Here is a 24003-nt window from a genome sequence, read left to right on the forward strand (position 1 = left end):
CTTCTTCCACCAGTTTTGGAAAACATAAATGTATCACGGGCTTCTTGTAAAGCTTCAAAAGTTTTTATCTGAGTGCTTCCAAAGCCACTCGCACCTGCGAATGCAAATCGGTCTTTCAATGGTAAATTATTTGTAAAATGCGAAATACCTTCTGAGAATTTTGCTACACTCGCACCCTTTTCGAGTGTAGTGACTTTGCTTATTCCTTTACCCCCAACTCCGCCTAACCCAAGTTCCATAAAAATATTTGTTCCCCATCTTGTACGACTCTCTGCATCACCATGCCAAACATCATTCATAAATGAATCCGAAAAAGTATTCCACGCAGTAGAGGCTGTCTCTAGGGGATGGCCTATAGCATACTTAATGTTTTCTTTTGTTACTGTATCGTCTAGTGATTTGAATCCTTCTACTACACCTCCAACGAATTGCCCAGAACCAACGTATATACCGTCCCAAATTTTTTCTAGTATAGATTTTTCAGATACCCCACCATCTATTGACTCTTCTTCGACATTATCATCAGATAAGTTTCCATTAACAATACTTCCGTCATATGAAGCATCTGCGGTACGGAATTTCTCAGCAATTCGTTTTAATTCTTCTTCTACATTTGCAATTGCATTGATAGAGGTAAATGCTTTTGGTCTTGCATCATTGAACATTTGTACGAAATTTTGATTAGAAGCACCTATCCATTGATAACATAAATAATCAATTTGATTACATAAATCTTTATGTATCGATTCTAGCACATATTTCGTATCACTTGCCCGTTTTGCAACTTCTTCTAGCATTTCGGGTGTTACCTTAATTTGAACCATTTTCTTCCTCCTTTCCCAATTAAAATTATGAGGTGAAAAGAAAAAAATGTAAATATCTAATATGGGGATAAATGTAGCCTATGTATATGTGAAATAGTAGACAAAACCACCTATCAAAAAGGTGGTTTTGATTATTTTCATAATTTAGATTTTCGTTATTCCCCACATACTGAATTCATAATGATATTCAGTTCTCTCTATACATACGCCGAATTCTAAATCATCACCAACTAATACAAAATCCGCATACCCAGTTAGAAACCTTGATATGGTTGATAACTCTTCTAAATTATCAAATACTTCAGCAATATTCAGCTTAACTGCTTCAAATTTACCACCCTTAGAGAAAAAGAGTCTCCCTTGATTAACTGGAAATTTAATAGTTTTAGTTGTTTCTTTTAACAATGCTATTGATAGTCTTCCATTTTCTTTATAATCAGTGCTACCAAAATTTTTTATGTTTGAATTTTGTTCTAGCGTATTAAATAATTCTTTACAAAATAAATCATTAGATTCTGCATCCATAAATGAGTCCATAGAAATCGTAACAATATTAGAAAGTTCGTCTAAAAGTTCTTTTCTACTAGCGTTTCTTTTTACTTTCATTTTTAGAATTTCGATTCGGCTTTTATTCATATTACTCAAAATTTTTCCCACCCTTAAGGTTCTATCAGTTTGTCCTCCTACATATCCTGATCCTTTTTTGAGGACGGTCTAATATTATTCATTATTGTTTAATATATTCTGAAGAGATTGTTCTAACTTATACATTTCACCTAATATAGGATTATTATAATCACTGCAAGAGTCGAGATATGCTCTAACTCCACCAAAAATCTTGAAATCTAATCTAAACAGTGAAGAAATTTCTTTAGTTTCCAAAACGGTTACGGCTGCTTTGTAACGTTCAATAATTTTATTTATTTGTTAATATAAGTATAATAACAAAGGAAGAGGGAACTCAATGAAAAAATCACTGAAAATTATAATGATTATCGGAATTATTCTTATTGGTATGGTCTCTTGTACAGTTATAAAATTCATAGATGCACTGGATCCCGTATGGACGATGTCGTCTCAAGAACAACAAGAAACTAAAGATAAAGCTAAAAAGGCTACAATTGAATATTTTAAGAAAGAAAAAAATGTTGATGTTACTATAACAAATGCTGAATTTTCAGGTGAAATGGGAGGTTTAAAGGTTTTTGTTGATGGATACATCTCTAATGATAAAAATAAGGGTTTTTCTGTTAAGGTATCTTCTACCAATGATTACGAAGTAAGAGAACTTTCCTCACCATAAAAAAAGATACCTAGATTTAATACACTCCCCTTATAGCAGACAGTAAAAAGAAATCACCTTGATCTGTTTCTATGAAAAAAAGAAACCTATGTGATTTCAGATAGCCACCTAAACAAGGATGTCCAAGCTTCAAAACCGAATGAAAAATAGAGGTGGTAAGAAATGAAAAAAATCCTTTTAATAACATTATTAGTGGTTTTAGGTTTAGGTTCGTGCACTATTTATCAAATTTATAAAGCTACACACCCCTATAGTGAAAAAGAAGAGAAAGAGATAAAAGAAAAAGCATCGAAAGCAGCTATTGAATACTTTAAGGAAAGGAAGAATTTAGATATCGTAGTGACAAGAGTGGAATTTTCTAACGATATCTCTGGAAGCTGGATTGATGTTGACGGTTATGTATCTGAAGATAAAAAGAAAGAGGTGTCTGCAAGCGTAGACTATAAAAATGATTATAAAGTTACAAGTCTTAGTTATTAAACGTTCTAACGTTGTACGTATATAATAGAAGTAAATAAAAAATATTTCTTTTTTTGTCGTCATCTTGTTGGTGTCAACCTCATGCGCCTAATGGCCACAAAAAACATATACTTCGTCCCGTTCGGCCAAGATGCACCAGAGAAAAAACCGAACTCAATGGTAGCTCGTATGGAGTTACTTGAAGATACAGTATTAGAGGCGTTACAAGGAAAGCAATTGCAACCTGTTGTTGTAGAAAAATTCAGATATATGAATTAAAAAACGAAAAAAAACGGACAATTTTTGATGAAACCATCATTCTTACTGTAGAATATGATAAAATTAACGTTATTAAGATTAGAAGGGGCATCGTAGCTCCTTCTAATTCTAAGTTATAGAAGGATTGGTATCTAGAAAGGGGCATAGTGATGGAAAAGCAAAAAACTTTTCATGTCGCTGTAGTTGGAGCAACCGGCGCAGTTGGTGAACAAATGTTAAATACTTTAGAGAAACGAGAATTTCCAATTGGGAAGTTAACGTTACTTTCATCTAAACGATCTGCAGGTAAGAAACTTGTATTTAAAGGCGAAGAATTTACAGTTCAAGAGGCAACTCCTGAAAGTTTTGAAGGAGTAGATATTGCACTATTTAGTGCTGGAGGATCTGTATCGAAACAATTAGCGCCTGAAGCAGCAAAGCGCGGTGCAATTGTTGTTGATAATACAAGTGCATTCCGTATGACAGAAAACGTGCCACTTGTTGTACCTGAAGTAAATGAAAATGATTTAAAAGAACATAATGGTATTATTGCAAATCCAAACTGTTCTACAATTCAAATGGTAGTAGCTCTTGAGCCAGTTCGTCAGCAATATGGTTTAACACGAGTAATCGTTTCCACATACCAAGCTGTATCGGGTGCTGGTGCGGCAGCTATTGAAGAACTTCATGAACAATCACAAGCAATCTTAAATGGAGAAGAAGTAAAGGCGAATGTTTTACCTGTATCAGGTGACGAAAAGCATTTCCAAATCGCTTTTAACGCTATTCCACAGATTGATAAATTCCAAGATAATGGATTTACATTTGAAGAAATGAAAATGATTAATGAAACGAAAAAAATTATGCATATGCCTGAATTAGAAGTAGCTGCGACATGTGTACGTTTACCAGTTGTATCAGGTCATTCTGAGTCTGTGTACATTGAAGTGGATAAAGAAGGCGTAACAGTAGAAGAAATGAAAAACTTACTTGCAAATGCAGAAGGTATTGTACTGCAAGATAATCCAGCAGAGCAGTTATATCCAATGCCTGCTACTGCAGTAGGTAAAAACGAAGTATTCGTTGGAAGAATCCGTAAAGATTTAAATAATGATAAAGGGTTCCATCTTTGGGTCGTATCTGATAACTTATTAAAAGGCGCTGCATGGAATTCTGTTCAAATCGCAGAGCGCTTAGTAAAATTACAATTAGTGTAAACGGCTAAGAGAAGGTGCAAAATATGAAAATTATTGTTCAAAAATTTGGTGGTACATCAGTACGTGATGACAATGGGCGTAAGCATGCGCTTCACCATATAAAAAAATCGTTAGCTGCTGGTTATAAAGTAGTTACTGTCGTATCAGCAATGGGCCGTAAAGGTGAACCGTATGCAACTGATACGTTATTAAGTCTTGTAAATCAAGAGGAATCTAATATTTCTAAACGTGAGCAAGATTTATTATTATCATGTGGAGAATTAATCTCAGCAATTGTTTTCTCTAATATGTTAAATGAGAATGGCATAAAAGCAGCAGCGCTAAATGGTGCACAAGCTGGTTTTGTAACGAATGCGGATTTTACTAATGCGAAAATAGTTGAAATGAATTGCGATCGTATACATGAAGAGTTACAAAATGTAGATGTTATTGTCGTTACTGGATTCCAAGGTCAAACGAAAAATGGAGATACGACAACACTTGGACGCGGAGGTAGTGATACTTCAGCTTCAGCATTAGGTGTTGCGCTTCATGCTGAATATATTGATATCTTCACAGATGTAGAAGGTGTTATGACTGCGGATCCTCGTATCGTTAAAGATGCACGTCATCTTCAAACTGTAACGTATAACGAGATTTGTAACATGGCTTACCAAGGTGCGAAAGTTGTTCATCCGCGTGCGGTTGAAATTGCGATGCATGCAAAAGTACCACTTCGTGTACGCTCTACGTATTCTGATAGTGAAGGTACTCTTATTGCGGCATACGATGGTGCTACAAAAGGGCAGGATGTAGAAGAACGTCCTGTTACAGGTATTGCTCACGTATCAAGCGTAACGCAAATTAAAGTACTTGCAAAAGAAACTGCATATGATTTGCAACAACAAGTGTTTAAAGAGATGGCAAACGAAGGCATTAGTGTTGACTTAATTAACATTTCTCCTACTGGCGTAGCTTATACAGTAAATGATAGTGTATCAGCTCGTGCTGTTGAAGTCTTAAAACAACTTGGATATGAGCCAATTGTGACAGAACATTGTGCGAAAGTATCTATTGTTGGAGCTGGAATGGCAGGATACCCAGGGGTTACTGCGAAAATTGTTACAGCTTTAGCGGAAAAAGGTATTCAAATTTTGCAATCGGCAGATAGTCATACAACGATTTGGGTTCTTGTAAAAGAAATCGATTTAGTGGAGGCTGTAAATGCATTACATAGTGCGTTTGAGCTTTCAAAAGAAAAGCAACTGGAACAATAAGGAGTGAGACCATGATAGATTTTGGGACAATTGCAACCGCGATGGTAACACCGTTTGATATAAACGGTAATATCGATTTTGCAAAGACAACGAAATTGGTAAATTATTTAATTGATAACGGTACAACAGCAATCGTGGTAGGAGGAACGACAGGTGAATCTCCTACATTAACTTCAGAAGAAAAAGTAGCGTTATATCGCCATGTCGTATCTGTTGTCGATAAAAGGGTGCCCGTAATCGCTGGAACAGGTAGCAATAATACACATGCTTCGGTTGATTTAACTAAAAAGGCAACAGAAGTTGGTGTCGATGCAGTTATGCTAGTGGCGCCGTATTATAACAAACCGAGTCAAGAAGGGATGTATCAGCATTTTAAAATAATCGCTGAAAGCACTCCGCTTCCGGTTATGCTATATAATGTTCCGGGACGATCTATTGTACAAATCTCCGTTGATACAGTTGTTCGTTTATCAGAAATAGAAAACATTGTTGCGATTAAAGATGCAGGCGGCGATGTGTTAACAATGACAGAAATCATTGAAAAAACAGCGGACGACTTTGCGGTATACAGCGGTGATGATGGTTTAACGTTACCAGCTATGGCAATTGGAGCAAAAGGTATTGTTTCTGTAGCATCTCATGTTATCGGGAATGAAATGCAAGAAATGATTGCTGCATTCCAAGCTGGAGAGTTCAAAAAAGCGCAGAAATTACATCAATTACTAGTAAAAGTAACGGATGCACTATTTATGGCGCCAAGCCCAACACCAGTAAAAACAGCATTACAAATGGTTGGATTAGATGTAGGTTCGGTACGTTTGCCGCTTCTTCCATTAACAGAAGAAGAAAGAGTAACGTTACAATCTGTAATGCAATCTATTCCTCGTTAATAAAAATGGCCTAGTGAAAAACTAGGTCATTTTTATTTTGATTAAATATATGTGAGTGGTAAAAATCAGCAGGGGATGGCATAATATTGGTTAGAAACTGCTTACAGAGATAAGATGTTTTAGTAAAAATCGCTTCATGTTTATGTAAAGAACTTACATGTATATTTTTCCATTAAACTCCTATCTAAGTAGGAAAAATAGTGGGTACGATATGAAAAATTTCCTCGTAAATTACAACCTCACTTTAGCTTCTTCTCTAGTCTTTCGCATAATTTAACTTGTGTTCTATTTCTTGTATCAGGTATAATATGGCTAAGTAGCTTAGTACGGGTATGCTTAGCAAAATTGGGAAAAATTATGATTTAATGAAATTTTCATATCATATCGAATAAGATATTTGATTTATATAATGAAAGAGAGGTGAAACCTGGTTTAAAAAATAAACAAGGACATGATATCGCATAACGGTAAGGACATTCGTCTTGGACGGTGAATATATGGTGGTTGTAGAGTTTCCCCTGGTGTCTCTGCAATTTTAGTGAAATCAGTGTTTGCAAGATTTTTAAACCAGGCAACAACATGAAGAGAAAAGAGAATGAGTCTGTTAAAGTATTTGCTCTTGGCGGAGTAGGTGAAATCGGAAAAAACATGTACTGTGTTGAAATTGATTCTGAAATCTTTATTGTAGATGCAGGATTGATGTTCCCGGGAGATGAAATGTTTGGGATTGATATTGTTATTCCTGATATTACATATTTAGTAGAAAATCAAGAGCGAGTAAAAGGACTATTTATAACTCACGGTCATGAAGATCATATCGGTGGAATTGTTTATGTACTTCGTAAATTATCTATTCCAGTATATGCGACGAAATTAACGGTAGGACTTATACAAGAAAAGCTTGGCGAAGCAGGAATGTTAGGCCGTGTAGATTTAAAAACAATTGACTCGAATTCAACTGTTGAGTTTAATTCAACAAATGTGTCATTCTTTGGAACGACACATAGTATTCCGGATTCTGTTGGTGTTTGTTTCCATACATCAAAAGGTGCTGTAGTGTATACAGGAGATTTTAAATTTGATCAAACTCCAATCGGAAATAGTGGAGCGGATCTTGGGAAAATGGCTCAAATCGGAAATGAAGGCGTACTGTGCTTATTATCTGATAGTACAAATGCTGAACGTCCTGGCTATACTGGTTCGGAAAAAGAAGTTGGTATAGAGATTTCAAAAGTGTTCTATAGTGCAGAAGGTCGCCTTATTGTTGCTTCATTTGCATCGAATGTACATCGCATCCAACAAGTATTTGATGCAGCTGCCGAAACAGGACGAAAAGTAGCGGTAGTAGGACGTAGCATGGTAAAAGTGGTAGACATTGCAAGACGTCTTGGTTATTTAGATGTTCCTGAAGGTATGATTATTTCATTACAAGAAGTAGACAATTTCCCGGAGAAAAAGGTAGCTATTTTAACGACAGGTAGTCAAGGTGAGCCGATGGCAGCCCTTTCTAGAATGGCAAAGCAAGCTCATAAACAAATTTCAATTCGTAAAGGTGATACGGTTATTATTGCAGCTTCTCCAATTCCAGGAAATGAAATATCTGTATCGAAAATCATTGATTTGTTATTTAGAGCTGGAGCTGAAGTTGTTTACTACGGTGAAAGAAAAGTTCACGTTTCAGGTCACGGTAGCCAAGAAGAATTAAAACTGATGTTAAACTTAATGAAGCCGAAGTATTTTGTACCCGTACATGGTGAGTTCCGTATGCAAAAAGCACATGCATATTTAGCGGAAGATGTAGGTATTGCGAGAGAGAATATCTTTATCGTAGAAAAAGGTGATGTAATTGCTTTTGGCGACGACGAAGCAAACTTAGTCGGTAAAGTGCAAGCTGGCAATGTTTTAATTGATGGATTAGGTGTGGGTGACGTTGGTAACATTGTTCTTCGAGATAGAAAGATGTTATCTCAAGATGGAATTTTAGTTGTCGTTGTGACACTTGGTAAAGATGAAAAGAAAATCATCTCTGGTCCAGAAATTATTTCACGTGGTTTCGTATACGTTCGTGAATCAGAAGCATTAATCGAACGATCTACAGATATTGTACGTATGATTGTTGAACAATCAATTAAAGAGTATACAATTGAATGGTCTATGTTGAAACAAAATATTCGTGAATTATTAGGGCAGTTCTTGTACGAAGAAACGAAGAGAAAGCCAATGATTTTACCGATTATTATGGAAGTATAAAGAAGGTCACCTTTACAGGTGATCTTTTTCTTTTTTAACCCTATCGAATGAAATTTATAACTTAAGAAATAATAGTTATATACGAGTGAAAGGGGATGCGATATGACAGAACGTGATCGTTATACAAATGAAGAAAAGGAAGCTGAGCCGAAAGAAGCTTCTATAGTGGAGAAAATTCAACAGCTTGGACAAACGAATGTACCGCAAATGAATGAAGCACGTATTCATTGTTTAACAATCGTTGGACAGGTGGAAGGTCATGTTCAGTTGCCGCCGCAAAATAAAACAACAAAATATGAGCACATCATTCCGCAAATTGTCGCGATTGAACAAAATCCGAAAATTGAAGGCTTGCTCTTAATATTAAATACAGTTGGAGGTGACGTTGAAGCTGGGCTAGCAATTTCTGAAATGGTGGCTTCACTTTCGAAACCAACTGTATCTCTTGTTTTAGGAGGAGGGCATTCAATTGGTGTACCGATTGCTGTCTCGACTGACTATTCATTTATTGCCGAAACAGCTACGATGACAATTCATCCAATTCGTTTAACAGGTCTTGTTATAGGTGTGCCGCAAACATTTGAGTATTTGGATAAAATGCAAGAAAGAGTCATTCGATTTGTGACAAAGCATTCGAAAGTAACAGAAGATCGCTTTAAAGAACTTATGTTTGCGAAAGGGAATTTGACACGAGATATTGGGACAAATGTAATTGGTGGAGATGCAGTGAAGTATGGTCTTATAGATGATGTCGGTGGTATTGGGAGTGCACTTCGAAAATTAAACGAATTAATTGATGCGCGCATGGACGATCATACAGAAGGGACAATGCTACAATGATCTTATATACAATTATGCCAGAACAACTTGTATATCCGGCCGATTATTCACAGTGCGAAAGCCAAAAAGTTGTAAATATAAACGGTGTAGAATTAATGGTCTCTGAAGAGGATCATCAATGTTATTCTATTGTACGGGTGTTAAGTACGAATCCATCTCACTACTTAGAATTTGAGCCTGGGCAGAAAATAACCTTTTAGTAAAAAGAAGGATTTTGTTTAGAAGCTATGGTATAATATAAAAAACAAGACGGTTGAGCAGCCATGAGTAGGCTGCTTTCTTCTGTTTATTTAACATTTTACAAGAAGTGTAAAAATAGAAGATATAAAGACCTGAAAAATAGAGAGAAAGACATATAAGTAGAGCTTTTTTATAAGGAAGTTGTACTTAATTTTAGAACATGAGGTGAAGAAATGGCAAAACAAAAGCAAAGAGGGACGAAGGCAAAGGCAAGACGTACGATAAAGCCAACTTTGTATTATGAAATCGTCGGTTTGACTCTTTTTGCACTTTCGATTATTACGATTTTACAGCTAGGTGTTGTAGGGAAATCGTTTGTGTTGTTTTTTCGCTTCTTCTTTGGTGAGTGGTACATAATTGGTGTGTTAGGTGTAATAGCTTTATCAGTTGCGTTCGTCATAAAGCGTGGGTGGCCGAACCTTTTAAATAAACGGCTAATTGGTGTTTATTTAATTGTATTAGCGATATTAATGTTTAGTCATATTACATTATTTAATCTTCTTACAAAAGATGGAGCGGTGCAAAATACATCTGTTATTGTTAGTACAAAAGATAACTTCTTTCTTGAAATGAAAAAGGGTCCAGATAGCGTTCATTTAGGCGGTGGTATGTTTGGTGCGCTTATGTTTGCAACATGCTACTTCTTATTTGATGAAGTAGGAGCATATATCATTGGAATTATTTTAGTTATCCTCGGAATACTTTGTATAACAAATAAGCATATTGGAGAAGTGCTTGCTCCAGTAGGAAGAATACTTAGAAGTCAATTTCAAGTGATGCAAGGGGATTATAAAGATTGGAGATCTAAAAGGGTCGCCGAGCAAACTGAAAAGAAAAAAACAACAAGAAGCACGCGCCGTGAACGTGTTGCCGAACAAGAAGAAGCTATTGAGCCGGTAGAAGAAATAGAAATTGGACCACCAATTATTTCGAACTTTACTGAGAATTATCCAATAAGTGAAGAGACGGAAAAGCGTATTGAAGAAGAGAACGAAAATGATTCAATTACATCTCCGTTTATTGAAGAAGCAGTTCCGCCTACGCCAGTAGAGCAATCGCAAAAGAAACGAGGAGAAAAAATCGTTGAATCGCTAGAAAGTGAAACGAAAGCGCCACCTATGCAATTTTCTAATGTGGAAAATAAAGATTATAAGCTTCCTGCTCTTGATATATTGAAATTTCCAAAGAATAAACAACTTACAAATGAAAATGCGGAAATTTATGAGAATGCTCGTAAATTGGAACGTACATTCCAAAGTTTTGGTGTGAAAGCGAAAGTAACAAAAGTACATAGAGGTCCTGCAGTTACGAAGTATGAAGTGTACCCTGATATGGGAGTAAAGGTAAGTAAAATTGTTAGTTTAAGTGATGATTTAGCACTTGCTTTAGCTGCGAAAGATATTCGTATTGAAGCACCTATTCCCGGGAAATCGGCTGTAGGGATTGAGGTTCCGAATTCAGAAGTTTCTATGGTAACGCTTAGAGAAGTTCTAGATTCAAAGGCGAATAACCATCCAGAAGAGAAGTTATTAATCGGTCTTGGACGTGATATTACCGGTGAAGCTGTGTTGGCACGTTTGAATAAAATGCCTCATTTACTAGTGGCTGGTGCAACTGGTAGCGGAAAGAGTGTATGTATTAATGGAATTATCGTTAGTATTTTAATGCGTGCGAAACCGCATGAAGTAAAATTAATGATGATTGACCCGAAAATGGTAGAGTTAAATGTATATAACGGGGTTCCGCACTTATTAACACCAGTTGTAACTGATCCGAAAAAAGCGTCACAGGCGTTGAAAAAAGTTGTGAGTGAAATGGAGCGTCGCTATGAATTGTTCGCGCATAGTGGAACGCGTAATATTGAAGGATATAACGATCATATTAAAGAACATAATAGCCAATCAGAAGCGAAACAACCTGAATTGCCATATATTGTAGTAATTGTGGACGAGTTAGCTGATTTAATGATGGTTGCTTCTTCTGATGTAGAAGATGCAATTATGCGTTTAGCACAAATGGCACGTGCTGCTGGTATTCATTTAATTATTGCGACACAACGTCCGTCAGTTGACGTTATTACGGGTGTTATTAAGGCGAATATTCCATCACGTATTGCATTTGCTGTATCTTCCCAAACAGATTCTCGAACGATTCTTGATGGTGGTGGTGCTGAGAAATTGCTAGGTCGTGGAGATATGTTGTTCATACCAATTGGTGCATCGAAACCTGTTCGTGTACAAGGGGCATTTTTATCTGATGATGAAGTTGAGAGAGTCGTAGAATATGTTGTTGCACAACAAAAAGCGCAATATCAAGAGGATATGATTCCACAAGATGTTCCTGAAACAAGACAGGAAGTAGAAGATGAATTATACGATGAAGCGGTTCAGCTTGTAGTAGAAATGCAAACAGCATCTGTTTCTATGTTGCAACGTAGATTTAGAGTAGGATATACACGAGCAGCTCGCTTAATTGATGCAATGGAAATGAATGGTGTAGTAGGTCCTTACGAAGGTAGTAAACCGAGAGAAGTACTCATTAAAGATGTACAAGAAAAAAGTTCTTAAAAAAAGCCTAATTGTTTTTACAATTAGGCTTTTTCATATACTGTTTTTGTTATATACTATAGTCAACAATGAAGAAAGGGCTTACATTACGAGGTGCTCTTTAGAATACGAATGCTTTTCGTTTTGTTTTTTAAAACGTTCGATATTTAATGTAGAAAAGTGTTGAATTATGTTGACACATATGGGAGCAAGTGGTAAGATTACTTCGAAAAGAATCACTGCCTCATATAATCTTGGAGATAAGGTCCATAAGTTTCTACCTGGCAACCATGAATTGCTAGACTATGAGGGGAAAAGTGTGTAACAAAGGATGTAAGGGATCTTTGTGCCGAACTTTTTCTCGATATGAGGAATGTTTATGGTGCAAAGTTTTTTTTATGGAATAAAGAGTGAAAATTTCATCTTGAAAAATTATTAATATTTGTTCGACAATTATGCTTATTTTTAGTATGTAGTAATTTATACTATGTTGTAAGTTGAAAAAAGAGAAAAGAAGTCTTACATCAGAGGTCGAATAATTGAAATGCGGGGGAGTCTTATGTCAGTAAAATCCGATAGTCGTCACCTATATTTGCGGGTGATTGATCACATTAAAGAAAAAATTAAAGATGGGGCTTACAAAGAAAAACAAAAGTTACCTTCAGAGTTTGATCTAGCGAAAGAACTAGGTGTAAGTAGGGCAACTTTAAGGGAAGCACTGCGTATTTTAGAAGAAGAAAATGTTGTTATTCGTAGACATGGTGTAGGGACATTTGTAAATGCAAAGCCGCTATTTTCTTCTGGAATAGAGCAACTTTCTAGTATTACAGATATGATTTCTAGTGTGGGGAAAACACCAGGAACAATCTTTTTATCATCATCTACAACAACTTTAACAGAAGAAGAAAAAGAGAAATTCAATTGTGAAGATGGTTTTAGCGCAGTAATGATTGAGCGTGTTCGTACAGCGGATGGGGAACCAGTTGTATATTGCATTGATAAACTGGCAAAAGAGATATTACCAGATTTATCGGGATACAATGAGGAATCGCTGCTTACAGTCATACATAATAACACGCACAAGCGAATCACATACGCAGTTGCTCACATTGAGCCAATAGGTTATCATCCGAAAATTTCACCGATTTTAGAATGTGAACCTGAGACAGCATTGCTAGTTTTAAAACAAATGCACTATGATCAAAATGATGAGCCAATCTTATATTCTATTAATTACTTTAGAGCTGACAAGTTTAGCTTCCACGTATTAAGAAAACGTATGTAGGTAAGTTCCTTTTTAGGGAGGTGACAGCAAGAAGTAAGGGACAGCAGCGTATAAAAAATAGACATATCATTTCAGGAGGGGTTTCTAGTATGAAGAAAAAAGCAGGTCTTTTATTATCGTTAACGTTAGCAGCAAGTACAGTGTTAGGTGCATGTGGTAATTCGGATAAAGCAGATAAAGCAGGTAGCGACAAAAAAGGTGATAAAGAGTTCAAAGTTGGTATGGTTACAGATGTTGGGGGCGTTGATGATAAATCATTCAACCAATCAGCTTGGGAAGGTTTAACGAAATTTGGTAAAGACAATAATTTAAAGAAAAATGAAGGATACCGTTATCTTCAATCAAGTAAAGATGCAGACTATATCCCGAATTTAACGAAATTTGCGAAAGACAATTATAACACAACATTTGGTATCGGATACCTAATGGAAAAATCTGTAATAAAGGTAGCTGAACAGTATCCGAAAGAACAATTTGCAATTGTAGATACAGTTGTGGATAAGCCAAATGTAACAAGTATTACATTTAAAGATCATGAAGGTTCATTCCTAGTTGGGGTTGTAGCAGCAATGACAACGAAATCAAATAAAGTTGGTTTTGTTGGTGGTGTAAAGAGCCCGTTAATCACAAAGTTCGAATCGGGTTTTAAAGCTGGAGCGAAAGCAGTAAATCCAAACATCGAGATTGTAGCGCAATATGCAGATGCATTTGATAAACCAGAAAAAGGATCTGTATTAGCATCAGCAATGTACGGTCAAGGGGTTGACGTAATTTACCATGCTTCAGGTGCAACTGGTAACGGTGTATTCACAGAAGCAAAAAATCGTAAGAAAAAAGGTGAAAACGTTTGGGTAATCGGTGTTGACCGTGACCAAAACCAAGAAGGTATGCCTGAAAACGTAACTTTAACTTCAATGGTAAAACGTGTTGATATTGCGGTTGCAAAAGTGGCGCAAGAAGCGAAAGATGGTAAGTTAAAAGGCGGTAAAATAGAAGAGTTTGGCTTAAAAGATGAGGGTGTCGGTATTGCGAAAACAACTGACAATGTGAAAAAAGTAAACCCAGAAATTTTAACAAAAGTAGAAGAGTTTGAGAAGAAAATCACTGCTGGCGAAATTAAAGTACCTGCGACTGATGATGAATATAAAACATACGAAGCTTCTCTAAAGAAATAATAATAGAGAAATAGCAAAGGTTAGTTCTTAGAACTAACCTTTGTATATATAAAATTACTTTTAATAGAGTGTAATTGGGGAGTGTTCCCTGCTAGAAGGAGGAACAAAATGGAATACGTAATTGAGATGAACAATATTACGAAAGTATTCCCAGGCATTGTAGCGAATGATGATATTACGCTGCAAGTAAAACAGGGAGAAATACATGCTTTACTTGGAGAAAATGGTGCAGGGAAATCAACGCTGATGAATGTACTATTCGGTTTGTATCAACCAGAACAGGGTGAGATTAAAATTAAAGGAAAACCTGTAAAAATTACAAATCCGAATATAGCAAATGACCTTGGCATTGGGATGGTCCATCAGCATTTTATGCTTGTTCATAATTTTACAGTTACAGAGAATATCATTCTTGGAAATGAGCCGAAGAAAAAAGGGAAAATCGCTGTTGAAGAGGCTGCAAAAGAAATTAAACAATTATCTGAACAATATGGTTTAGCTGTTGATCCATATGCAAAGATAGAAGATATTTCGGTTGGGATGCAGCAAAGGGTTGAAATATTAAAGACACTTTATCGTGGCGCGGAAATCTTAATATTTGATGAACCTACTGCGGTGTTAACTCCTCAAGAAATTAATGAATTGATTCAAATTATGAAAAAACTTGTGCAAGAAGGGAAATCTATCGTTCTTATTACACATAAGTTGAAAGAAATTATGGAAGTTTGCGATCGTTGTACAATTATTCGTAAAGGTAAAGGGATTGGTACAGTTGACGTTGCGAAAATGGATGAACATAAACTTGCAGAATTAATGGTCGGACGTCAAGTGAATTTTAAAACAGAAAAAATAGAGGCCAAACCGAAAGAAGAGGTTCTGTCTGTTGCGAATCTTGTCGTTCATGATGCACGTCAATTACCTGCTGTAAAAGGCCTTGACTTAACTGTTCGTGCAGGAGAAATTGTTGGTATTGCAGGGATTGATGGAAATGGACAAAGTGAATTAATAGAGGCGATTACTGGTTTACGAAAAGTTGAGTCAGGTTCTATTGCAATTAAAGGAAAAGAAATAACGAATTGGCCTGTTCGAAGAATTACAGAAGAAGGAATTGGTCATATTCCAGAAGACCGTCATAAACACGGGCTTGTGCTTGATTTTTCTGTTAGAGATAATATAGTTTTGCAAACATACTATAAAAATCCATTCTCAAAGAAAGGGATTTTAAACTTTAGCAAAATCACAGAAAAAGCAAAGGCGCTTATTGAACAGTTTGATGTACGTACACCTAGCGAACAAACATTAGCGCGTGCTCTATCAGGTGGAAATCAGCAGAAAGCTATCATTGCACGTGAAGTAGATCGTGATCCAGATTTATTAATTGCAGCACAACCAACACGTGGTTTAGATGTAGGTGCGATTGAATTTATTCATAAGAAGTTAATCGAGCAGAGAGATAAGGGGAAAGCGGTATTACTTTTATCGTTAGAACTGGATGAAATTTTAAATGTTAGCGATCGAGTTGCTGTTATATATGAAGGGAAAATTGTAGCGATTGTCGATGCAAAAGAAACAAATGAACAACAGCTTGGTTTGTTGATGGCTGGCGGAACGGAGAAAGAGAAGGTGAATACAAATGGCTAAAAAATTTTTAACGGAGCGAACAATTAATATTTTAGTTCCCGTATTATCCGTTATTTTTGGTTTACTTGTTGGTGCCATTGTAATGTTAGTTAGTGGATATGATCCAATTGTTGGGTATGCAGCGCTTTGGGAAGGAATGGTTGGGAATCCGCAAGCAATTGGTGAAACATTACGTACGATGATTCCGCTTGTGTTAGCAGGACTTTCCGTGGCTTTTGCATTCCGTACCGGCCTTTTTAACATTGGGGTAGAGGGGCAATTATTAGTTGGATGGCTTGCCGCTGTATGGTTTGGATACGCAGTATCTTTACCAGCATTTTTGCATATACCGTTATCTATTTTAGTAGCAGCAATTGTTGGGGGTTTATGGGGATTTATACCTGGGTATCTGAAAGGAAAGTTTAAAGTAAATGAAGTAATTGTCACAATTATGATGAACTACATTGCGCTTTATGTTACGTATGATCTTATTAAACGTTTTATACATGAAGGTAACGAGAAATCTTATGATGTACAAGCGAGTGCTTCATTAGCTTCTGATTGGCTATCTTCATTGACAGATGGATCTCGTCTGCACTGGGGAATTGTTGTAGCTATTATAATTGCTATTGTAATGTGGTTCTTGTTAGATAGAACTACGTTAGGATATGAATTGAAATCGGTTGGTTTTAACCAAAATGCATCGCAATATGCAGGGATGAAAGTCTCTCGTAATGTTGTATTATCAATGACAATTGCTGGCGCTTTTGCCGGGATTGGTGGGGCTATGGAAGGTCTAGGAACATTCCAAAGTATGACGGCAATGACGTCGTTTACTGGTATTGGATTTGATGGGATTGCGGTAGCTCTTCTTGGAGGGAATAATCCGTTTGGTATACTACTATCTGCGTTACTGTTCGGTGGTTTGAAAAGTGCAGCCCCACAAATGAATTTTGAAGCAGATGTACCTTCTGAGTTAATTAATGTTATTATTGCATGTATTATTTTCTTTGTTGCTTGCAGTTATGTTTTACGCTGGGCACTTACACGCATGAGCAAGGAGGGGAAATAAATGAGCTTTATAGATATTTTAGCCATTCTTGTGACTGGTACGTTATATACGGCGGCGCCACTTATTTTTACGGCGTTAGGTGGGGTGTTCAGTGAACGTTCTGGAGTTGTAAATATAGCGTTAGAAGGTTTAATGTTATTTGGTGCATTTACTGGTATCGTTACAACTTTATTAATGGGTGATACGTGGGGAGCGATGACTCCTTGGATTGCACTTTTATTTGCAGCAATTGGTAGTGGGTTATTTGCACTTCTTCACGCGGTAGCATCTATTACATTCCGCGCGGATCAAGTAGTAAGTGGAGTAGCAATTAACTTTTTGGCTCTCGGTTTAACAGTATTTGCGATTAAGAAAATCTTTGGTAAAGGACAAACTGATTTTATTCAATACCGTATTGAAAAAATCGATGTTCCAGGACTTTCGGATATTCCGGTAATCGGGAAAATCTTTTTCTCAAATGTACCGTTAACATCGTATATTGCTATTATTTTAGCGTTTGTTGTTTGGTATATTATTTATAAAACACCGTTTGGTCTTCGTCTTCGTGCTGTTGGTGAACATCCAATGGCAGCAGATACGATGGGGATTAATGTATATAAAATGCGTTATATTGCCGTTTGTATATCGGGAATGTTTGCAGGGGTTGGTGGCGCGGTCTTCGCAATGTCGATTTCTGGTAACTTCTCAGGTGCTACAATTACAGGACAAGGTTTCTTAGCGCTAGCGGCTATGATCTTCGGTAAATGGAATCCACTAGGTGCCCTTGGAGCAGCTCTGTTCTTCGGATTTGCTCAATCACTTGGGATAACAGGTGGTACAATTCCTGTATTAAAAGAAATTCCAAGTGTATTCTTAACGATATTACCGTATGTATTTACAATATTAGCACTTGTTGGTTTTGTAGGTCGATCTGAAGCCCCGAAAGCATTAGGAACGCCTTATGAAAAAGGAAAACGATGAGTCTTTAGAAAGTATAAGAAAAGCTCGCACATTAGTGCGGGCTTTTTTACATAGAATATATTTAATACGGGATTTTAATATGTTCCTTACATATTAAAGTTTTTAGAATGAGTCATATGTAAAGATAATAAGGAAGAAAAGTTGATTTTTCATTTCTAAAAACTGTATATTGAAGAGGAATATTCCTACATACGTAAAGGAGGGCTATAAATGAAACTAATGGAACAGCAAATGCATGAATTAGGTGGCTTGCGAGTACATATTATTCCGACTGACAAATATAAAACAAATACCTTTGTATTTCGTTTCAAAGCACCTTTAAATGAGGAGACGGTGACAGAGCGCGCCCTATTGCCATACGTGTTACAAAGTGCGACGGAAAAGCTGCCTTCTGTAATTCGCCTTCGTCAATATTTAGAAGAATTGTACGGATCTTCTTTAGCAGTAGATGTAAGTAAAAAAGGGGAAGATCATATCATTTCTATTTATGTAGACATCGCAAATGAAACATACTTACGCGATGCACCGCCGCTATTTGAAAAAGCGCTTTCTATGTTATCTGATATTGTTTTACATCCAGCAACAGAAGGGAACGGTTTTTTACCTTCTATAGTAGAAAGTGAGAAACGAGCACTTTTGCAACGTATTGAAGCAACTTATGATGATAAAATGCGTTATGCAAATGAACGATTAGTAGAAGAAATGTGCAAAGTAGAGCCGTATCGTTTAAGTGCAAATGGGAAAAAAGAGAGTGTTGCTCCCATTACAAGTGAAAGTTTGTATCAATTTTATCAAAGAGTGTTAGCTGAAGATGAACTGGATCTATATATCATTGGTGACATTTCAGAAGATGCTGTTGAACTTGTAAGTAAATATTTCTCTATTTCCCCTCGTACTGTGAAAGAGCGGAATGTACTTCTTCATAAACGAAATAATGAAGAAAAGGAAATTGTTGAAAAACAAGAATTAAAGCAAAGTAAATTAAATATCGGCTATCGCACATTCGTTACGTATAAAGATGAAGATTATTTTGCATTACAATTGTTTAACGGATTATTTGGAGGGTTTTCTCATTCGAAGTTATTCGTAAATGTCCGTGAAAAAAATAGTTTAGCGTACTATGCAGCATCGAGATTTGAAAGTCATAAAGGTTTGCTCTTTGTTATGTCTGGAATTGAAGCGAAGAACTTTGAAAAAGCAGTTGAAATTATTAAAGAACAGATGAAAGCAATGCAAAACGGTGATTTTTCAGAAGAAGAGATTCAACAAACGAAAAGTGTAATTCAAAATCAAATATTAGAGGCAATTGATACACCACGTGGTTTTGTGGAAATGCTTTATCACGGCGTTATTTCAGAGCGTACGCGTCCAGTTGAAGAATGGCTAACGGGCATAGAAAACGTGACGAAAGAAGAAATTGTGAAAGTTGCTAATAATATTGAACTAGATACAATTTACTTTTTACATGGAACGGAGGGAGAATAAATGGAGAAGATTGAGTATGAGCAATTAAAAGAGACGCTATATTATGAAAAACTTCCGAATGGATTAGATGTATACATTTTACCGAAACAAGGCTTCAACAAAACATTTGCAACATTTACGACGAAGTACGGTTCCGTTGATAATACATTTGTTCCGCTTGGAAAAGAAGAAATGACCCGTGTACCAGATGGAATTGCTCATTTCCTTGAACATAAATTGTTTGAAAAAGAGGACCATGACGCGTTCCAATTATTTAGTAAACAAGGAGCATCGGCAAATGCTTTTACATCCTTTACGAGAACTGCTTACCTCTTTTCCTGTACATCAAATGTAGAGCAAAATTTAAATACGTTGTTAAATTTTGTCCAAGAACCGTATTTCTCTGAAAAAACGGTTGAAAAAGAAAAAGGTATTATCGGCCAAGAAATTCAAATGTACCAAGACAATCCAGACTGGCGTTTATATTTTGGATTAATCGATAGTTTGTTTGTTAAACATCCAATTAAAATTGATATTGCAGGGACAATTGAGTCGATTAGTAAAATTACAAAAGACCTTTTGTATGAATGTTATGAAACATTTTATCATCCGAGCAATATGTTAATGTTTGTTGTTGGAGCAATTGACCCTGAAAAAACAATGGATTTAGTACGAGAAAACCAAGCGAAAAAAGATTATGAAAACCAACCGGAAATTGTGCGTTCTTTTGAAGAGGAACCAGAAGAAGTAAATGAAAAGAAAAAGATTATTTCAATGCCTGTTCAAACTCCGAAATGTCTAGTTGGTATTAAGGCGACAAATTTAAAAGAAAAAGGGAAAGCCCTTTTAAAACAAGAAATTGCGCTTACATTACTTTTAGATTATTTATTTGGGAAAGGGTCAGTTCATTACGAAGCTCTATATAACGAAGGTCTTATTGATGATTCGTTCTCGTATGACTATACAGAAGAAAATAACTTCGGTTTTGCAATGGTGGGCGGCGATACGAAGCAGCCTGATGAATTGGCAGATCGATTAAAAGGGATTTTACTACAAACAAATTATGATCAGCTAGATGAGGCGGCATTGGAACGAGTGAAGAAAAAGAAAATTGGTGGCTTCTTACGCTCATTGAATTCACCTGAGTACATTGCAAATCAGTTTACACGTTATGCGTTTAATGAATCTAGTTTATTTGATGCTCTTACAGTGTTGGAAGGATTAACTGTTCAAGACTTACAACAGGCAGCGAAAACATTATTAATTGAAGAGAAAATGAGTGTTTGCCAAGTGTTGCCAAAAAAATAAAGTGATATTTGAATAAAAAACGCAGTATCTAAATCCCTCATCTAACGTTTGGTTATTGCCAAATGGTAAGATGAGGGTATTATTTATTTATACGTAAAAGATAAGAGAGGGAATTTATGAAAAAGTATGCATTAGTAACTGGAGGGAGCGGAGGGATTGGCTCTGCTATTTCGAAGCAGTTAATCGAAGATGGTTATACAGTTTATATTCATTACAATAAAAGCGAAGAGAAGGTAAGGGAGTTACAGAAGAAATTTGGTGAAGTAATTCCTGTTCAAGCGAATTTAGCTTCTAAAGATGGCGCTGAGGAATTATGGGGACAAATCGAACATCCGATTGATGTTATCGTATACGCAGCTGGAAAGAGTATCTTTGGATTAGTAACAGATGTTACGAATGAAGAATTAGATTATATGGTGGAGCTTCAAGTGAAGAGTGTATATAGACTTCTATCGATGGCACTTCCACCGATGATCGGGCGGAGAAGTGGTAATGTTGTCATTATTTCATCTATTTGGGGGCAAATAGGAGCATCTTGTGAGGTACTGTACTCAATGGTAAAAGGGGCACAAAATTCATATGTGAAAGCTTTAGCAAAAGAAGTTTCTTTAAGTGGATTGCGTGTTAATGCGGTAGCGCCAGGGGCAATCGAGACAGAGATGTTAAGTGTATTTTCAGAAGAGGATAAAACTGAAATTGCTGAAGATATTCCATTAGGTAGATTAGGGTTGCCAGAAGAGGTAGCTAAAACAGTCTCCTTCCTCGTTTCACCAGGAGCTTCTTATATTACGGGGCAAATTATCGGAGTGAATGGCGGTTGGCATTGCTAAAAAATTCTTACATAAAAAACAAGAAATTGTACAAATTAAGCATGATTCTATTACTCAATAGTGAGGTGCTTAAACATGACAGTGTTAGAAAACTTTGATCAGTGGAAGAGCTTTTTAGGAGAACGTTTAGAACAAGCGGAAGGAAAAGGGCTTGATGGTGGTGCAGTATCAGATATGGCATTTCGCGTTGGAGATTATCTAGCTAATGAAGTGGAAGCGCGCAATGACCAAGAAAAATTGTTAGCTGAACTTTGGAAAGTTGCTGATGAACAAGAGCAACATACAATTGCAAATTTAATGGTGAAATTTGTACAACATAAGTAAAAGTAGAGAGGAGAAGCTCCTCTCTACTTTTTTTGTATAATAATTACACGGAATAGATTATACATTTAGCTTCCCTATTAAGGTGAAATCATATAATATAGTACGTAGGTGTAAAGTAAGCGTGGGGGAGTGATCTTGGATGATTGAATGGTATTTTGAATATGAAATACATAAGAACCGACCTGGCTTGCTTGGTGACGTTTCTTCGTTAATCGGTATGCTTGGCATCAATATTGTCACAATTAATGGTGTAGATAATGCACGACGTGGGCTTTTGCTTATGTGTGATAATCAAGAGCAAATCTCTAGACTTGAATCAATTTTAAATACTATGGATAATATAACGGTAACGAAATATCGTCCGCCAAAGCTTAGAGATAAGCTAGCGGTTAGACATGGTAGGTACATACAACGAGATGCAGATGATAAGAAGACATTTCGATTTGTGCGTGATGAATTAGGATTACTTGTAGACTTTATGGCGGAGATAATGAAAAAAGAAGGTCATAAACTAATTGGAATACGAGGAATGCCTCGTGTTGGAAAAACAGAATCCATTGTTGCCGCAAGTGTTTGTGCAAATAAGAGGTGGTTATTTGTATCATCTACTCTTATTAAGCAAACTGTTCGTAGTCAATTGATTGAAGATGAGTATAGCGACGATAATATTTTCATACTAGATGGAATCGTGTCAACAAAGCGTGCAAATGAAAGGCATTGGCAGCTCGTTCGTGAAATAATGAGATTGCCTGCAACGAAAGTTGTGGAACATCCGGATGTATTTGTGAGTCAGTCAGAATACACGTTGGATGATTTTGATTATATTATCGAATTGCGTAACGATTATGATGAAGAAATTCAATATAATTTAGTAGATGAAATTGAGCAAGGTACGCAAAATAATTTCTCTATGTTCGACTTTTAAAGAAATATTGAGGTGTTAGTAGTGACGGAATTAGGACAAAAGCTGAAAGAAGCAAGAGAAGCAAAAGGCTTGTCTATGGATCAGCTGCATGAGATTACAAAAATTCAAAAACGCCATTTAGTAGCGATTGAAGAAGGCAATTACGATGTGTTGCCAGGAGCTTTTTATGCGCGTGCATTCATTAAACAATATGCAGATGCTGTTGGATTAAATGGAGAGGAACTGCTTGTAGAATATCAGAGCACAATACCACAATCTGAAAATCGTGAAGTTCCACAAGTATCAACTGGACAAAAAACACAAGAAACAATGCAGAAATCTTCATCATGGCCAATTGCAGATCATATGCCAAAGATTTTAATTGCGTTATTAGTAATCGTATTTGGAGTAGTAGTTTGGTTTGTGATTCAAATGTTAACTGGAAAAGATGACGGACAAGTTCCAAATGCTCAAAGTGAGAAAATTGAAGTTCAAAAAGCAAAAGATTCTCCGCTAGATACGAAGAAAGATGAAGTAAAAGCGGAAGAGCCAAAAAAAGAAGAACCAAAAAAAGAAGAACCAAAGAAAGAGGAGCAACCAGCGCAACCAACTGGACAACAAGAAGTGAAAGTAGTTGGAACAACTGGTAAGGTATCTACTTTGGAAATTCATAATAATAAAACATTAGAACTGGAAATCTCAGCAAAGGGTGCAAGTTATGTAGATGTTAAAGATGATGCGGGTAACGAAATTCTAAACACTACAGTACAAAGTGGTCAAACAGAAAAACGTGATTTATCAACAGCAAAAGAAGTGCGACTTAATATTGGAAGTGCACCGAATGTTGAAATTAAACTGAATGGCCAAGTGGTTACCTTCCCATTAGATCCAGAAAAAGAATATCACCAAAGATTGGTGATAAAAAACCAAGGGATAGGGCAACCTGCACAATAACAGTCATCGCTTCGATGACTTTTT

Annotated in this window: 22 protein-coding genes, 1 pseudogene and 1 riboswitch; of the genes and pseudogenes, 21 read left to right on the forward strand and 2 right to left on the reverse strand. The window is 36.3% G+C overall.

Features of this window, described 5'->3' with window-relative positions; all coding sequences use genetic code 11:
• Together BAU28_RS14410 and BAU28_RS14415 are read right to left on the reverse strand one after the other, a co-directional pair.
• On the reverse strand, window positions 1-824 hold an 824-nt coding region (locus BAU28_RS14410), incomplete at its 3' end, for a WXG100 family type VII secretion target (protein WP_131801205.1).
• Window positions 825-968: 144 nt separating this feature from the next.
• Window positions 969-1469 (reverse strand): YxiF family protein, encoded by a 501-nt coding sequence (locus BAU28_RS14415; RefSeq protein WP_071718958.1) that lies wholly within the window; start codon window positions 1467-1469, stop codon window positions 969-971.
• A 319-nt stretch (window positions 1470-1788) separates the two neighbouring features.
• Here BAU28_RS14415 and BAU28_RS14425 point away from each other — a divergent pair, with 319 nt between their 5' ends.
• The 21 genes and pseudogenes from BAU28_RS14425 (at window position 1789) to BAU28_RS14530 (ending at window position 23979) form a co-directional block, all read left to right on the forward strand.
• On the forward strand, window positions 1789-2127 hold the full coding sequence (locus tag BAU28_RS14425; protein ID WP_244158116.1) for a hypothetical protein: 339 nt from the start codon (window positions 1789-1791) through the stop codon (window positions 2125-2127).
• Window positions 2128-2289: 162 nt separating this feature from the next.
• Complete coding sequence (locus BAU28_RS14430; RefSeq protein WP_071718912.1) at window positions 2290-2607, forward strand: hypothetical protein; 318 nt, start codon at window positions 2290-2292, stop codon at window positions 2605-2607.
• A 63-nt stretch (window positions 2608-2670) separates the two neighbouring features.
• Window positions 2671-2865 (forward strand): annotated as a pseudogene (gene spoVFB, locus BAU28_RS14435) (dipicolinate synthase subunit B); the annotation flags it as partial.
• Window positions 2866-3014: 149 nt separating this feature from the next.
• Window positions 3015-4061, forward strand: coding sequence for an aspartate-semialdehyde dehydrogenase (asd, locus tag BAU28_RS14440; protein ID WP_002173075.1), 1047 nt, complete (start codon window positions 3015-3017; stop codon window positions 4059-4061).
• 23 nt (window positions 4062-4084) lie between these two features.
• Complete coding sequence (dapG, locus tag BAU28_RS14445; protein WP_071718913.1) at window positions 4085-5317, forward strand: aspartate kinase; 1233 nt, start codon at window positions 4085-4087, stop codon at window positions 5315-5317.
• An 11-nt stretch (window positions 5318-5328) separates the two neighbouring features.
• The gene (gene dapA, locus BAU28_RS14450; RefSeq protein ID WP_071718914.1) at window positions 5329-6207 is read left to right on the forward strand and encodes a 4-hydroxy-tetrahydrodipicolinate synthase; all 879 of its coding nucleotides are present in this window, start codon (window positions 5329-5331) and stop codon (window positions 6205-6207) included.
• 579 nt (window positions 6208-6786) lie between these two features.
• Complete coding sequence (locus BAU28_RS14455) at window positions 6787-8457, forward strand: ribonuclease J (protein WP_071718915.1); 1671 nt, start codon at window positions 6787-6789, stop codon at window positions 8455-8457.
• Window positions 8458-8559: 102 nt separating this feature from the next.
• A complete protein-coding gene (gene tepA / locus BAU28_RS14460; RefSeq protein WP_025148358.1) occupies window positions 8560-9297 on the forward strand; it encodes a translocation-enhancing protein TepA in 738 nt (245 codons plus the stop codon).
• Window positions 9294-9497 carry a YlzJ-like family protein gene (locus BAU28_RS14465; RefSeq protein ID WP_002173070.1) on the forward strand — a complete coding sequence of 68 codons (204 nt, stop codon included), beginning with the start codon at window positions 9294-9296 and terminating at the stop codon, window positions 9495-9497. Before tepA ends, BAU28_RS14465 begins: the two co-directional genes overlap by 4 nt.
• 213 nt (window positions 9498-9710) lie before the next feature.
• A complete protein-coding gene (locus BAU28_RS14470) occupies window positions 9711-12104 on the forward strand; it encodes a DNA translocase FtsK (RefSeq protein WP_071718916.1) in 2394 nt (797 codons plus the stop codon).
• 203 nt (window positions 12105-12307) lie between these two features.
• A riboswitch (purine riboswitch) is annotated at window positions 12308-12409 on the forward strand.
• Between the two features lie 233 nt (window positions 12410-12642).
• On the forward strand, window positions 12643-13368 hold the full coding sequence (locus tag BAU28_RS14480; protein ID WP_002173068.1) for a GntR family transcriptional regulator: 726 nt from the start codon (window positions 12643-12645) through the stop codon (window positions 13366-13368).
• An 89-nt stretch (window positions 13369-13457) separates the two neighbouring features.
• Window positions 13458-14543, forward strand: a complete 1086-nt coding sequence (locus BAU28_RS14485; RefSeq protein ID WP_071718918.1) for a BMP family lipoprotein — start codon at window positions 13458-13460, stop codon at window positions 14541-14543.
• A gap of 108 nt (window positions 14544-14651) precedes the next feature.
• The gene (locus BAU28_RS14490; RefSeq protein WP_002173066.1) at window positions 14652-16184 is read left to right on the forward strand and encodes an ABC transporter ATP-binding protein; all 1533 of its coding nucleotides are present in this window, start codon (window positions 14652-14654) and stop codon (window positions 16182-16184) included.
• A complete protein-coding gene (locus BAU28_RS14495; protein WP_002173065.1) occupies window positions 16177-17235 on the forward strand; it encodes an ABC transporter permease in 1059 nt (352 codons plus the stop codon). The genes BAU28_RS14490 and BAU28_RS14495 overlap by 8 nt, the downstream gene beginning before the upstream one ends.
• The gene (locus tag BAU28_RS14500) at window positions 17236-18195 is read left to right on the forward strand and encodes an ABC transporter permease (protein WP_000008059.1); all 960 of its coding nucleotides are present in this window, start codon (window positions 17236-17238) and stop codon (window positions 18193-18195) included.
• Between the two features lie 210 nt (window positions 18196-18405).
• The gene (gene yfmF / locus BAU28_RS14505) at window positions 18406-19680 is read left to right on the forward strand and encodes an EF-P 5-aminopentanol modification-associated protein YfmF (protein ID WP_071718919.1); all 1275 of its coding nucleotides are present in this window, start codon (window positions 18406-18408) and stop codon (window positions 19678-19680) included.
• Window positions 19681-20967 (forward strand): EF-P 5-aminopentanol modification-associated protein YfmH, encoded by a 1287-nt coding sequence (gene yfmH, locus BAU28_RS14510; protein WP_002173063.1) that lies wholly within the window; start codon window positions 19681-19683, stop codon window positions 20965-20967.
• 116 nt (window positions 20968-21083) lie between these two features.
• Complete coding sequence (gene ymfI / locus BAU28_RS14515; protein ID WP_002173062.1) at window positions 21084-21797, forward strand: elongation factor P 5-aminopentanone reductase; 714 nt, start codon at window positions 21084-21086, stop codon at window positions 21795-21797.
• Window positions 21798-21872: 75 nt separating this feature from the next.
• A complete protein-coding gene (locus BAU28_RS14520; RefSeq protein ID WP_025148368.1) occupies window positions 21873-22121 on the forward strand; it encodes a DUF3243 domain-containing protein in 249 nt (82 codons plus the stop codon).
• 139 nt (window positions 22122-22260) lie between these two features.
• Entirely contained in the window at window positions 22261-23046 is a 786-nt protein-coding gene (locus tag BAU28_RS14525) for a DUF3388 domain-containing protein (protein ID WP_000574107.1), read from the forward strand.
• A 21-nt stretch (window positions 23047-23067) separates the two neighbouring features.
• Window positions 23068-23979, forward strand: coding sequence for a helix-turn-helix domain-containing protein (locus tag BAU28_RS14530; protein WP_048371602.1), 912 nt, complete (start codon window positions 23068-23070; stop codon window positions 23977-23979).
• Window positions 23980-24003 lie beyond the last annotated feature (24 nt).

It is taken from the genome of Bacillus paramycoides, assembly GCF_001884235.1.
Taxonomy (GTDB): Bacteria; Bacillota; Bacilli; order Bacillales; family Bacillaceae_G; genus Bacillus_A; species Bacillus_A paramycoides.